Source organism: Streptomyces avidinii (assembly GCF_014650695.1).
GTDB lineage: Bacteria > Actinomycetota > Actinomycetes > Streptomycetales > Streptomycetaceae > Streptomyces > Streptomyces avidinii.
The window spans coordinates 511,540-524,856 of record NZ_BMVL01000006.1; the positions used below are offsets into that span (position 1 = coordinate 511,540).

Annotated in this window: 10 protein-coding genes and 2 pseudogenes; 8 read left to right on the top strand and 4 right to left on the bottom strand. The window is 69.5% G+C overall.

The window, feature by feature from the left end; translation table 11 throughout:
* Positions 1–25: 25 nt before the first annotated feature.
* The 4 genes from IE257_RS18850 (at position 26) to IE257_RS18865 (ending at position 2,123) form a co-directional block, all read left to right on the top strand.
* The gene (locus IE257_RS18850) at positions 26–385 is read left to right on the top strand and encodes a rhodanese-like domain-containing protein (protein ID WP_189970217.1); all 360 of its coding nucleotides are present in this window, start codon (positions 26–28) and stop codon (positions 383–385) included.
* Entirely contained in the window at positions 382–1,128 is a 747-nt protein-coding gene (locus tag IE257_RS18855; protein WP_189970031.1) for a sulfite exporter TauE/SafE family protein, read from the top strand. The genes IE257_RS18850 and IE257_RS18855 overlap by 4 nt, the downstream gene beginning before the upstream one ends.
* Before the next feature lie 90 nt (positions 1,129–1,218).
* Positions 1,219–1,803, top strand: a complete 585-nt coding sequence (locus IE257_RS18860; RefSeq protein ID WP_189970033.1) for a rhodanese-like domain-containing protein — start codon at positions 1,219–1,221, stop codon at positions 1,801–1,803.
* 53 nt (positions 1,804–1,856) lie between these two features.
* Entirely contained in the window at positions 1,857–2,123 is a 267-nt protein-coding gene (locus IE257_RS18865; RefSeq protein ID WP_079403952.1) for a metal-sensitive transcriptional regulator, read from the top strand.
* Between the two features lie 342 nt (positions 2,124–2,465).
* Here the strand turns inward: IE257_RS18865 and IE257_RS18870 are convergent, their stop codons facing one another.
* Positions 2,466–3,188 (bottom strand): hypothetical protein, encoded by a 723-nt coding sequence (locus tag IE257_RS18870; protein WP_189970035.1) that lies wholly within the window; start codon positions 3,186–3,188, stop codon positions 2,466–2,468.
* Between the two features lie 509 nt (positions 3,189–3,697).
* Between IE257_RS18870 and IE257_RS18875 the strand changes: the two genes are divergently transcribed.
* The 4 genes and pseudogenes from IE257_RS18875 to IE257_RS18890 form a co-directional block, all read left to right on the top strand.
* On the top strand, positions 3,698–4,174 hold the full coding sequence (locus IE257_RS18875) for a cupin domain-containing protein (RefSeq protein WP_189970037.1): 477 nt from the start codon (positions 3,698–3,700) through the stop codon (positions 4,172–4,174).
* A gap of 942 nt (positions 4,175–5,116) precedes the next feature.
* On the top strand, positions 5,117–6,067 hold the full coding sequence (locus IE257_RS18880) for a 1-phosphofructokinase family hexose kinase (protein WP_189970039.1): 951 nt from the start codon (positions 5,117–5,119) through the stop codon (positions 6,065–6,067).
* A gap of 171 nt (positions 6,068–6,238) precedes the next feature.
* Positions 6,239–6,439: a DUF5988 family protein gene (locus tag IE257_RS18885; protein ID WP_189970041.1), complete on the top strand. Its 201-nt coding sequence runs from the start codon at positions 6,239–6,241 to the stop codon at positions 6,437–6,439.
* Positions 6,440–6,740: 301 nt separating this feature from the next.
* Positions 6,741–6,836 (top strand): annotated as a pseudogene (locus tag IE257_RS18890) (YnfA family protein); the annotation flags it as partial.
* 41 nt (positions 6,837–6,877) lie between these two features.
* Here IE257_RS18890 and IE257_RS18895 read toward each other — a convergent pair.
* From IE257_RS18895 to IE257_RS18905, 3 genes and pseudogenes are all read right to left on the bottom strand, one after another.
* Positions 6,878–8,815, bottom strand: a complete 1,938-nt coding sequence (locus IE257_RS18895; RefSeq protein ID WP_189970043.1) for an APC family permease — start codon at positions 8,813–8,815, stop codon at positions 6,878–6,880.
* Between the two features lie 158 nt (positions 8,816–8,973).
* Positions 8,974–11,124 (bottom strand): potassium-transporting ATPase subunit KdpB, encoded by a 2,151-nt coding sequence (kdpB, locus tag IE257_RS18900; RefSeq protein ID WP_189970046.1) that lies wholly within the window; start codon positions 11,122–11,124, stop codon positions 8,974–8,976.
* 260 nt (positions 11,125–11,384) lie between these two features.
* Positions 11,385–13,251, bottom strand: a pseudogene (locus IE257_RS18905) (APC family permease).
* Positions 13,252–13,317 lie beyond the last annotated feature (66 nt).

The following is a 13,317-nucleotide window of genomic DNA, read 5'->3' on the forward strand; positions in this document are numbered from 1 at the left end:
TTCCCCACGAGAGAAGGCCCCGATGATGTTCCTCTTTCGGCGCGGCCCTGCCCGCGTGACTCCGGCCGATGCCCATCAGCGCACCCGCGGCGAGGGCGCCGTCCTGCTCGACGTACGCGAGCTGGCGGAATGGACGGCCGGGCACGCTCCCGGCGCCGTGCACGCCCCGCTCTCCGCCCTGCTGGCCGGCTCCGGTCTGCCTCCGGCTGCCCAGGGACGGCCGCTGGTGGTGATCTGCCGCTCCGGGCACCGGTCCCAGCGGGCCGCGAGAATCCTGACCGACCGCGGAGCCGAGGCCGTCGACGTCAAGGGCGGCATGAACGCCTGGGCCGCGGCGGGGCTCCCGGTCGTCGACGGCCGCGGAAGCAGCGGCTCGATAGCGTGAGCACGCTCGTCCTCGCCCTGGTCGCAGGAGCCGTCGTCGGCCTGGCACTAGGTGCCCTGGGGGGCGGCGGCAGCGTACTCGCGGTCCCCGCACTGATCTACCTGCTCGGCTTCACCCCTGCAGCCGCCACCACCGCGTCGCTGATCATCGTCACAGCCACGTCCGCCACCGCCCTCTACACCCACGCGACCTCCGGCAACGTCCGCTGGAGAACCGGCGCGCTCTTCGCGGCCGCCGGCATCCCTCCCGCCATGGCGGCAGCCGCCCTCGCCGCACGACTGCCCGGACAGCTGCTCACGGCCGCGTTCGCAGCCGTCGCGGGTCTCGCGGCCCTGCGCATGCTCAAGTCCCCCGCACCCGAGAACGAGGTCCGCCCGGTCCGCCCGGCCCGGGCCGCCGGAGCCGGCGCGAGCCTGGGGGCGGTCACCGGATTCCTGGGCGTCGGCGGCGGATTCCTCGCCGTCCCCGCCCTGGTCGGAGTGCTGGGTCTGAGGATGCGGGCGGCCATCGGGACCAGCCTGCTCGTCATCACCGTCAACTCGCTCGCCGCGCTCACCGTCCGTACCGGCGGGGCCGGTCCTCTGGACTGGGCAGTCGTCGCGCCCTTCACCGGGGCGGCGATCCTCGCCGCCCGGGACGGAAAGCGCCTGTCCGCCGCGATCAAGGGCCCAGCCCTTCAACGCATCTTCGCTGTCGTGCTGCTGTCCGTCGCGGCCTTCATGCTCACCGACGCGATCCGCTGACAGCGGGTCCGCCCACACGGCCACCCCCACAGCTCGCCCGGTATCCGCACCCGGACCACCGCCAACATCCAGCAGGAGAGACAGTCCGCCATGAGCACCCCCCACGCCCTCAACTCCGACCAGGCCCTCACCCGCCTGCACGAGCTCACCGTCCTCGACGTCCGCACGCCCGGCGAATACGCCACAGGTCACCTGCCCGGTGCCCTGAACATCCCCCTCGATCAGATCTCACGTGCCCTCCCCGCCATCCACCACGCCGCCGACCTCGGCGACATCCTGGTGGTCTGCGCCTCCGGAGCCCGCTCCGACAGCGCATACAAGACGCTCGCGGAGCACGGCATCGACACCGCCACCCTCGCCGGGGGCACCGGCGCCTGGGCCGCCGCGGGCCATGACCTCCACCGCCCCGAGCAAGGCTCGCGCACTACGTGGGGCATGGAACGGCAGGTCCGCCTGACCGCCGGCGCTCTCGTCCTGGCGGGCCTCGGGCTCGGCCTGCTCCACCCCGCCTTCCAGCTCATCTCCGCCGCCGTCGCCGGCGGACTGGCCTTCTCGGCCCTCACCAACAGCTGCGGCATGGCTGCCGTCCTCGCCAAACTCCCCCACAACCGTCCGCGGCATGGCGACATCGATGCCACACTGGCAACCCTCCTCGATCACCGACCCCGGAGGTAAATACCCCCTGGGGTACCATGGACGCGGACAGCACACCCATCAGGAGGTACCCGGTGAAGGTCGACGACGACGCGGTCAGCTCAGTCCTCAACCGACTGCGTCGCGCCCAGGGGCAGCTCGCCGGTGTCATCGCCATGATCGAAGCCGGGCGGGACTGCAAGGACGTCGTCACCCAGCTCGCTGCCGTCTCCAAGGCCCTCGACCGCGCCGGATTCAAAATCGTCGCCAGCGGCATGCGCCAGTGCATGAACAACGCCGATGAGAGCCAGGCGCCCATGACCGAGGCAGAACTCGAAAAGCTCTTCCTCACCCTGGCCTGACAACCATCCGGAAGCCGCGCGAGGTCGATATTTCGCCATGGCCCCCGGCCTCGCGCGGTCCGTGGTCGGCGCACCGGAGGTGGCATCCGTGCCCGCCCCATGGACACGGAAGCGGAGGTCGCGCTGGGTCGTACTCCGCGAGCCCACGCAACGGGTCGGCCACGCGCCTCCATCCGATGGTCGCCAACCGGATGGTCGGTCGCGTACCAGCGGGCACATCATCCGGCCATCCGCGGGCAGCGCGGTGAACGGATCTACAACCGATCCGACGCGGCAGGTACGCAAGCACACCGCGATCCTCCCTGGCTTCCCTCTCGGCGGCATCCCCATGAGGAACCCGCCTCACCCGGACCGCAGCCGGTGAATCCGTGTGCCGAACACGCGCCAGCGCCGCTCGTTGTCGCGCACGAGTGTTGCCGATTCCGCGAGGAGGTCCGCCGCTCGGTCGAGCAGCTCGGACGCCGAGTAGAGGTAGGCGGGGGCGTTCCGCTCGGACCGGAGGTCGGACCGCAGCGCCGCAGGAGAGAACGCGACCCGGTCCAACAGGTCAAGGGAGCGGCGCAGCAGCCTGGCCACCAGCGCCAGCAACCCCGCCGACTGCCAGTCGTTGGCGATGATGCGATGGCGCTCCCCGAGCAGATCGGCAAGCGCCGGATAGGCTGCCAGCGGGCCTACGGCCTCCCACGCCTGCTCCATGGCGTGCGCGAGCCAGATGCCGGTCTGATCGCTGTCCTCCGCAAGCTCCCTGACATCCCGCTTCAGCCGCTGGAGCTCGACGGGCTCGTCCTCCCCTTCCATGAAGAGGATCCCCGACTCCGCGACGAGCCCGGGGGCATTCAGATCCTCCGCACCGGCGAACGGATTCCCTGCCGACTCACCGACGTCGGTCACGCTCCACCGGCCTGCCAGCGACTTCAGTGCCCGGGACCTCGACTGAAGCTCGTCCGCCTGCCGCAACGGAGCCTGCGAGTAGAACTGCTCGTGTTCTCGATGGAACCGCGCGAGGTTGGCGATCACTTGCAACAGCGGTTCGGGAGGGATGGTCAGCGCCTCGTCCTCGGGCATGTGAGAAGTGTGCGCCCAGGACCCCGCCCGCCCGAATGACAACACGCCGCCGGTCAGGAACCAAGGCCCCTCTCAGAAGGAGGCCGGTCGCGGCAGCACCCCCGAATCCTGGCGCGGCAGCAGCCGTTGCGGCGCCCTCATCAGGAGCGCAGGCTTCTGTACAGGCGGAGCCGAACCCATCCGGGAGGCGAACGAGAGTATGGCGCACCCCGCAGACCACCGCACTACGGGCAAGGAGACGACGCAGGCTCTGATTCAGGAGTCGCGGATTGTGCTGGAGTGCGCGGACGAGCACTCGATCATGGAGGTGCCGCGTCGGCTCATGGCCGGCAAGACCGTCATCGACTGCACGCACGGCGGAATGCGGCAACGGGTCACAACCGGTTGCTTGTGCGATAGCAGCTAGCGTACTTGTGGCCAGAAACGCCCAGGGCTCTGAGAATGTCGACGCGCGCTGGCCAAGACCGCGACCACGTACCGCGTACCGCCTTCGTTGACCGGGAGAGAAGATGACCATCAAGGACATCGGGCCGGAACCTCAAAGCTTCGACCTTGAGAAGGCGACGCTTGAAAACACGGACTATCGCGCCGTCGCCTGGTCTGGGAAGTATCTTCAGTTGACCCTCATGTCGATCCCGGTGGGTGAGGACATCGGCTTGGAAGCACACCCGGAGACTGACCAATTCCTACGACTCGACGCAGGCCGGGGCCGCGTCCAGATGGGCCGCGCGAAGGATCGACTCGACTTCGACCAGGAGGTCGAGGATGGTTGGGCAATCTTCGTACCCGCCGGCACTTGGCACAACGTCACCAACATCGGTGACGAGACCCTGCAGCTCTACGCCGTATACGCACCGGTCCACCACGCGTCGGGCAAGATCCACGCGACAGCCGCCGACGCGGAGCGCGACGAGGACTCAGGCGACGACGAGCCGGCAAGCTGGTCGGCCCAGCCTGACCAGCAGCCATCGGACGAGCACGCCTGACCACCGAGGGCTTATCGCGACAGTAGTTCCTCGCCCAGAGGCGAGCCGGGAGAATCACGCTCCTCCCTTCCGCCCGTACACCCATCTGGCCCCACGGCACGCGACGTTCCGCTCGACCTCTGAAGGCATGGACGTACCTCTGCGGCAGTCAGCGACCGGCTCGGTGCTCGACCTGTCCGCAAAGTACGGCGCCCGCGTTCCTCCGCAACGGGCTGGCGTCGGCCTGCTTACAGCCTCGACCGTTCGTTCCCCAGTGCAAAAGCGTTCCAAGAAGGCCGATGCAACGCTGTCCCCGTCCGAGCTGGACGACGAGATGGCCAAGGCCGCACGTTCTTGCCCCGGGTGCCGCAGCTGTCACCGCCTACCCGATGCTCCTGTGGATCCAGATGCCGAGGAACAGCCCCAGCCGTGGGCCGGCATGCAGGTGACGTCAGGCTGTTTCAGTATGGAAGTCGGGTCGGACGTGTCGCTGTCCACGGAGGTGAGTGCGATGACGCTTCCCGCGCGGCGCCGGACCGGTGGCCCGGTGGAGCCGGACGCGTTCTTCGGCCGCACGCACCAGTTCTTTGGCGCGCCACGGACGCGGCACACGCCGCTCCAGCAGATGCGAGTACCAGGCCATGCTCCCCTCGGCGGTGAAGAGCGAGGACGTCGGTACGGCTCCGGCCGACAGTGCGCTCACGGTCACCATTCCCAAGGCGCAAGCAGCCACGGCACGGGGCGGGAAACGGCCTCCGTGAATCTGTGCGAGAGAACAGCGGCCCCGATTTCCTCAGTCTGCAGTGAGCGGGGCCGTGCCCAGCGGGCGGTGCGCCGGGAAGGGGTCAGCGCGACCACCTGGGTACCGCGATGAGGACGGCCGCGACACCGGAACCCACCCCAGCCAGGAGTACCGACGGTGCAGGAGGATCGGAGAGTGCGGCCGAGCCGTCGATCCTCACCTTGACGATGAATCCTGCGGTCGATCTCTGCTGGGAGGTCGGGCACCTGGAGGTCATCGGCAAGAACCGTGCCCGGGTCAGGTCGGTGGCCGCCGGGGGCGGAGGCATCAACGTCGCCCGTCATGTCGTGCGGCTCGGAGGACGAGCCACCGCCGTCCACACCGCCGGAGGCGAGGTCGGCCTGCGCCTGAACCGGCTGCTGGACGAAGAGGGCATCGACCACGTCGCCGTCGACATCGACGACGACACCCGCGAAGCACTCGTGCTGTTCGAGGCCGAATCGAGCCGCGGCTACCACATCGTGCCGCCCGGCCCGCACCTGCACGACCACGAGAGGCGGCGATCCCTGGATGCGCTGGAGCGGGCCGTCGGCAACTGCCCGTACGTCGTGGCCAGCGGCAGCCTGCCCGGCGGCTTGCCCGATGACTTCTACGCGGCCGTCTGCCGCCGCATCAGGGAAGCCGGATCCCGGCTGGTCCTGGACACCTCCGGGCCGGCGCTGCGCAGCGCACTCGCGCAGGGCGTGTTCCTGCTCAGGTGCAACCGGACCGAGGCCGAGAGCCTGACCGGCCGGCCGGTCCGCGGCTTCGACGACGCCCGGGCCCTCAACGAGCACCTGCTCACCACAGGGGCCGCCGAGATCGCCGTCACCACCCTCGGTGAACTGGGCGCACTGTGCTCGACCGACCACGGCCACACCGAGCTCTACGCGCCGCCGCTGCCCGGCGAGCCCCTGAGCGACGCCGGGGCGGGTGACAGCATGGTCGCCGCCCTCATCACACAGCTGGCCGCCGGAGAGGATCCCGTCAGCGCCTGCGCGCTGGGGGTGGCCGCAGCCGCCGCAGCGATGCTCACCCCAAGCACCGAGCCCTTCGACCTGGACGTGGCCCGATCCCTCCGCTCCCAGGTGAGGACCAGGTCCCAGACCGATGCTCGGCGCCGGGGCGTTTGACCCTGCCCACCCCCTGCCGTTCGGTCTGCCCCCCACCACATTGCGTACCCCGTGCCCACAAGCCGACCCTGCCCCGTCACCACGTCGGGGCGAGGCGCTGCCGGTGGTGCTGAGCCACGCCAGTGCCGACCTCGTGATGCGAGCGGGCCCGCGGTTGGGAAGACTGGAAGCATGGCGACCAAGGCAGTGCTTGAGGGCGGCCCGGACGATCTGCCCGAGCGGATCGTTCCGATCTCCGACCCCGGACAAGACCTGAAGATTCCACACCGCGGCGGGTACGAGCATTTCAAGAACACGTCGCGGCACCAGGACAGCCCGGAGGGACGACTGGCGGTCTACGAGTGGTGGGAACGGACAGAGATCGCCGAATGAAACGGACGGTCAAGCACGCTCGCCTGTACCTCACCACGGCGGTCGGGATGCGCGGGCCGACACCGCACGGTGGACTGGATCGCCGGCCTCGATCCAGTCCACCCGTTCCCCAACGGCTTCCGTCCTCCTGGTACTTCGCGACCGGCTTCCAGCCGCTACCGCTCAAACGAATGGCGCGAAGGCAACGCCGCCGCTCTTGCTCTTGCGGAGCGAAGAGCGCAGGCGAGGGCGGGTGCGGTTGCCGGGAGGGCGCCGTCCCGCTGGAGATCACGGGCAGCGGCCGCCAGTAGGGTCAGCCGGTATGACCGTCGCTCGTTCCGTTGCCCTGTTCGCCGTGGCCGCCCGCTTCGAGATCGGCGGAGCCTGGCTGGTGTGGCAGGGCATCCGCGAGCACAAGCGAGTATCCGGAGGGTTTCCTGTCGGCATCTGGCGCTGATGTCAGCCCGCGTGGACGTGGGGACGGCGGGCGCGGTCCGGTTCGGCCTCGCGGATGACCTCGCGGGTGACGGGGGCTACCTCGCCCTGGCCGAAGAGGAAGAAGCGGAAGAAGTTGGCGAAGGGGTTGCCCTCGGTCCACTCGAAGTAGATGTGGGGCCGCTGGCCGGTCTCGTCGCGTACGTGGAGGAGGAGGGCGGCCAACGCGTTGGGGATGCTGGAGCTCTCCAGGGTCAGGACGCGGTAGCGGTCGTGCAGTACTTCGCCGCGTACGCGCATGCCGGATTCGAACTCGGACGCGTCCAGGACGGTGACCTCGACGAACATGACGTCGTCCCCGGCGGGGATGTCGTTGTCCGCGCGGATCTGTTCCTTCTTCTGCCGGTACTCGGCGAGGTCCCGGTTGTCGGGCTCGTTCGCGATGAACCGGATCGTGCGGTTGGCGGTGTCGCGGATGAACCGCTGGGCCATGTCGTCGAACTCGATGTGCGTGACGCGCAGCTCGAAGACCCGGGCCAGACGGGAGAGAAGGGAGAGGGCCATGATGCCGGCGATGAAGCAGGCGCCGATCTTCACGCCGTCGGGGCGTTCGGCGATGTTGACGGCGGTGGTGTAGATGAAGACGGCCGAGATGACGCCGAAGCCGATGGTCCAGCCGCGCTCCCCCGCCCGGCGGGCGGCGATGGTCACGGCGACCGCGGCCGAGGTGATCAGGACGAGGACACCGGTGGCGTACGCGCCGCCCTGCGCGTCGACATCGGCGTTGAAGATCCAGGTCACCACGAACGCGACAAGGGTGAAGACGATGACCATCGGTCGCAGCGCTCGCGCCCAGTGGGGCGCCATGCCGTAGCGGGGCAGGTAGCGCGGCATCAGGTTCAGCAGGCCGGCCATCGCGGAGGAGCCGGCGAACCAAAGGATCAGGATCGTGGAGATGTCGTAGACCGTGCCGAAGGCCGATCCCAAGTACTCGTGGGCCAGATAGGCCAGGGCCCGTCCGTTGGCCTCACCGCCTGGCTGGAATTGGGCTGGCGGGATCAGCAGCGTCGTGATGAAGCTGCTGGTGATCAGGAAGACGCTCATGATGATGGCCGCGGTCGTCAGCAGCTTCTTGGCACCGCGGATCCGGCCGGCGGGCTTCTCCTCGGTGTCCTCCGGGTCGCCCTTCACGTGGGGCATGACCGCCACACCCGTCTCGAATCCCGACAGGCCGAGCGCGAGCTTCGGGAACACGATGAGGGCGATGGCGACCATCATGAGCGGGTTGCCGTGCTCGGCGGTCAGCGCCTCGGTCCAGTCGGTGACGACATGGGGTTCAGCGGCCACCTCCCACAAGCCGCGCGCCACCACGACGACGTTCAGGCTGAGGTACGTGGCCACGAGGACGACGGCGACGCCGATGGCCTCGCTGAACCCCTTGAGGAACACAGCCCCGAGGAGCGCGATCATGATGAGCGTGATCAGCACCTCGTGGCCGTGCAACGTGCTGGTGAGGTGCGGGTTCTCCACCAGGTGCGCGGTAGCGTCCGCGGCCGAGAGGGTGATGGTGATCAGGAAGTCGGTCGCCGCGAACCCGAGCAGGGTCAGGACGAACAGCTTCCCTTTCCAGAACGTCAGCAGCCGCTCCAGCATGGCGATCGAGCCCTCGCCGTGCGGGCTCTCCTCGGCCACTCGCCGGTAGACCGGTAGCGCGCCGAAGAGAGTGAGCAGGACCAGCACGATGGTCGCGAGCGGCGACAGCAGCCCGGCCGCCAGCGCCGCGATGCCGGGCTGGTAGCCGAGGGTGGAGAAGTAGTCCAGACCCGTCAGGCACATGACCCGCCACCACGGCCGGCCGTGGGGCTGGGCCGCCGCCTCCTTGGCGGCGGGCGAACTGTTCTCGGCGGTCAAGCCTTCCAGCATCCACGCGCGCAGGCGCGAGGAGCGGGCCGGGGTGGCCATCGTGGGGAGCTCCTGTCGTACGGCAAAGAATCAGCCATCGACACCGACGGCGGAGCAAGCGTACGCAGATTGATCTCATATGCCCGCGGCTGAGGCAATCCTGACGCGTCCTTAACGCGAACAGAGCTACCTGTGGCGTAGCCGCAGTGTTCCCGAGGTCAGCCGAGGCCGGGAATGGTGGACACCACCAGGTCGATGAGCTTGATGCCTACGAAGGGCAGGATCAGCCCGCCGAGGCCGTAGACACCGAGGTTGCGGCGCAGCAGGTCGTGCGCGGAGGCGGGCCGGTAGCGGACACCGCGCAGGGCGAGCGGGATGAGGGCCACGATGATCAGCGCGTTGAAGATGATCGCCGAGGTGATCGCAGAGGTCGGGCTGCTCAGGCCCATGATGTTGAGGGCTTCGAGCCCCGGGTAGGCCGCGGTGAACATCGCCGGGATGATCGCGAAGTACTTCGCGACGTCGTTCGTGATGGAGAAGGTGGTGAGCGCACCCCGGGTGATGAGGAGCTGCTTGCCGATCTCGACGATCTCGATGAGCTTGGTCGGGTTGGAGTCCAGGTCCACCATGTTCCCGGCCTCCTTGGCGGCCGAGGTGCCGGTGTTCATCGCCACGCCGACGTCGGCCTGCGCGAGGGCGGGGGCGTCGTTCGTACCGTCACCGGTCATCGCAACCAGCTTGCCGCCGGCTTGCTCCCGCTTGATCAGCGCGAGCTTGTCCTCGGGCGTCGCCTGGGCGAGGTACTCGTCCACCCCCGCCTCCGCGGCGATGGCGCGGGCCGTCAGCTCGTTGTCGCCGGTCACCATGACCGTACGGATCCCCATGCTCCGCAGCTCCGCGAAGCGCTCCCGGATGCCTTCCTTGACCACGTCCTTGAGGTGGATGATGCCGAGGACCCGCGGCCCGTCCCAGTCGTGGACCGCCACCAGCAGAGGGGTCCCGCCGGATTGCGAGACCTGGGCGGACCATGCGGCGGCCTCCGCCTGTACGGTCCCGCCGCGCATCGCCACCCAGTCCATGACCTCCGTCGCCGCGCCCTTGCGGATGGCGCATCCCGCGCCGGTGTCCCAGCTCAGGTTGACGCCGCTCATCCGGGTGCGGGCGCTGAACTCGGTGAAGCGGGGGTTGCTGAGGTCCTCGGCGGCGGCCGGCTGGAGCCCGTACCGCTGGGCCAGGGCCACGACGGACCGGCCTTCGGGGGTCTCGTCGGCGAGGGAGGACAGCTGGGCGGCGTCGGCGAGCTTGGTGTGGTCGATGCCCGGGAGCGGGATGAAGGCGGCGGCCTCGCGGTTGCCGTGGGTGATGGTGCCGGTCTTGTCGAGGAGCAGGGTGTTGATGTCACCCGCGGCCTCGACGGCGCGGCCGCTCAGCGAGATGACGTTGCGCTGCACGAGGCGGTCCATGCCGGCGATGCCGATCGCGGAGAGCAGGGCGCCGATCGTGGTGGGGATGAGGGTCACCAGGAGCGCGACCAGTACGGTCGTGGACTGGGCGGCGCCCGCGTACGCGGCCATCGGCTGGATGCTGACCACGATCAGGATGAAGATGACGGTCAGGGCGGCCAGCAGGATGTTCAGCGCGATCTCGTTCGGGGTCTTCTGCCGGGACGCGCCCTCGACCAGCGCGATCATCCGGTCGATGAAGCTGTTCCCGGAGCGCGAGGTGACCCGTACGACGATCGAGGCCGACAGTACGATCGTGCCGCCAGTGACTGCGGACCGGTCACCGCCCGACTCCCGGAGCACGGGGGCTGATTCACCGGTAACCGCCGATTCGTCCACCATCGCCGCTCCGTCGACCACGTCCCCGTCGGCCGGTACCGGCTCACCCGCTTCGACGAGGACGAAGTCGAAGGGCTGGAGCTCGGCCGGGGTCACCACCTCGGTCTCGGCGTGGCGCAGGTTCGTCCCATACGTCCAGCGCTTCAGCCGGAGAGCGACGGTGTCGGTACGCGCCTTGCGCAGCGACTCGGCCTGGGCTCGGCCACGGCCCTCGGCGACGGCCTCGGCGAGGTTGGCGAACAGAACCGTCAGCCAGAGCCAGACGCTGATCACCCAGGTAAAGACGGACGGGTGGATGAGCGCCGAGAGCGTCGTCAGGACGGAGCCCACGGCCACGACGAACAGCACCGGCTTCTTCACCAGTTCGCGCGGGTGGAGCTTGGCGACGGCCTCCCGGGCGGAGGTGGCGAGGAGCTCGGGCTCCAGCACGTTCACCTGGCCGGAGCGTTTCCGGGACGGCCGGTTGAGCGGGGTCCGCGGAGGGGTCCCTGGACCCGGGGGCACGTGCTGCGCGGCGGCGGGAGGCATGGGGAGGAGACCTTCTGGTGAGTTCGGCCGGGCACCCCTGCCGGGCGGGTCGGCACGCGGCGGGTGCGGGTGAGAGGTGTCGCCGCCGGGGACTGTCTCGCATGGACCCCCTCGGCCGTCATGTGAGTGGTCGAGATCCCCGGTGGCGCAACAGGCAGGAAACTACTGCCCGTGCCAGCGGAAATTCCCCTGTGGGCAGGGGATTTGGCACCTTCTTGACGGCGGCGCACAAGACGCGTCAAGCCGCCGTCAAGGGCATGTCAACGCGCGTCGGCCGTGATGCGGAAGCGCAGTCGGCAGATGACGGCGTCGGTGTCGCGGCGTACCGCGTGGGCGACCACGGAGCCACGCTGCTTCTGCAGTATCCGCAGCCACACCGGGATGAGGACGGTCACCTGGGCATCCGGGTGTTTCTGCATGAGCTCGCACACGTACGCCGACACCGGCCGGCCGAGCGAGCGGGTATCGGAGGCGACCTCGATCAGTTCGATGCCGGGCTTCCACAACTCCCAGTCCCGGCGCAGCGCTTCGACCGCTTGCCGGTCCTCAGGACCGGTGTGGGTGACGGTCACGGCGAGGACCTCGTCGCCGAGCGAGCGGGCCGCGGTCAGCGCCTGACAGGTCAGTCGGGACAGCCCCGACACGGGCACGACGATCAGAGGGCGGGAGCGCTGGGGCGGCTGCGGGATGCGGCCGAGCTCCAGGCGTGCGCCGATCTGGGCGTAGGCCCGGTTGACCTTCTCGAAGCCGAGGACGATCAGCGGCAGGGCGAGCACGATCAGCCAGGCGCCCTCGGTGAACTTGGTGGCGGTCACGACGACCGCCGAGACTCCGGTGAGCAGGGCGCCGAAGCCGTTGAGGCCGGCCTTGGCCTGCCAGCCCTTGGGGCGTTCGCCGTACCAGTGTCGGACCATGCCGACCTGGCAGATGGTGAAGCCGACGAAGACGCCGATCGCGAAGAGCGGAACGAGGGTATTGGTGTCGCCGCCTGAGAACACCAGCAGGGCGGCGGACACGAGGGCCAGCCACACCACCCCGTGGCGGTGTACCTGGCGGTCCGCCTTGAGGGCGAAGACGTGCGGCAGGTAGTTGTCCCGGGCCAGCAGGCTCATCAGCACGGGAAGCCCGCCGAAGGAGGTGTTCGCGGCCAGCGCGAGCAGCACCATCGTCGCGAGCTGGACCACGTAGAAGGCGAGGTTGTGGCCGAAGGAGGCGTCCGCGAGCTGGGCCAGCACGGTCACCCCCTCGACCGGCTGGAGGTGGAAGCGGCCGATCAGGACCGAGAGGCCGATCAGCATCACGCCGAGCAGGGCGCCGAGGGCCACCTCGGTCCGCTGGGCGCGTCGCGCGGCCGGGGCACGGAAGGCCGGCACCGCATTGGCGACGGCCTCGACGCCGGTCAGGGCGGAACAGCCGGGCGCGAAGGCCTTCAGCAGCAGGAGCGCGCCGACCCCGGTGGCCCCTTCGCCGAGCGCGGAGGCGTGGCCGGCGGCCGAGGCGGTGCTGACCGGGCCGTCGCGGAAGAGACCGACCGCCACCATGGTGAGGATCGACCCGACGAACACCGCGGTCGGTACGAGGAACGCCTTGGCGGAGTCCACGACCCCGCGCAGGTTCACCGCCGTGACCAGACCAGGACCCCGAGGCAGATCCACACCCGTTCCCCGTACAGCTCGGGGAACGCCGAGGTCAGCGCCGCGACGCCGGCGGTGACGGAGACGGCGACGTTCAGGACGTAGTCGAGGATCAGCGAGGCCGCGGCGACCAGGCTCGTGCGTCGGCCGAGATGCTTCTTGGCGACGGCGTACGAACCGCCACCGTCCGGGAACGCGGCGATGACCTGCCGGTACGAGGCCACCAGCACGGCGAGCAGAGCTGCGATCGCGAGGGTGACGGGGAGGGGGAACCCGAGGCCGTAGGCACCGGCTGCCGCCAGGACCAGCACGATCGGCTCGGGCCCGTACGTCACGGAGGCCATCGCGTCGAGCGACAGCGCGGCCAGGCCCTGGAGGGCGGTCAGCCGGTGCCGGTCCCCGCCTCGTGAGGCGTCCGCACGCCGGTATCAGGAGGTTCCTCCGTGCCCGGTGCCTGCCCGGCCGCGGTCGTCTTTCCCATTTCTATGGCCATCTTCGCTGTTCCTCCGATTGGGCAAAGTGAGGACAGCGTCCGGATGGCGTGGCCGAATGACCAGTG

Coding starts and splice junctions, on each gene's coding strand:
- IE257_RS18850 (WP_189970217.1), top strand. CDS start 26: ATGTTCCTCTTTCGGCGCGGCCCTGCCCGCGTGACTCCGGCCGATGCC.
- IE257_RS18860 (WP_189970033.1), top strand. CDS start 1,219: ATGAGCACCCCCCACGCCCTCAACTCCGACCAGGCCCTCACCCGCCTG.
- IE257_RS18870 (WP_189970035.1), bottom strand. CDS start 3,188: ATGCCCGAGGACGAGGCGCTGACCATCCCTCCCGAACCGCTGTTGCAA.
- IE257_RS18875 (WP_189970037.1), top strand. CDS start 3,698: ATGACCATCAAGGACATCGGGCCGGAACCTCAAAGCTTCGACCTTGAG.
- IE257_RS18885 (WP_189970041.1), top strand. CDS start 6,239: ATGGCGACCAAGGCAGTGCTTGAGGGCGGCCCGGACGATCTGCCCGAG.
- IE257_RS18895 (WP_189970043.1), bottom strand. CDS start 8,815: ATGGCCACCCCGGCCCGCTCCTCGCGCCTGCGCGCGTGGATGCTGGAA.
- kdpB (WP_189970046.1), bottom strand. CDS start 11,124: ATGCCTCCCGCCGCCGCGCAGCACGTGCCCCCGGGTCCAGGGACCCCT.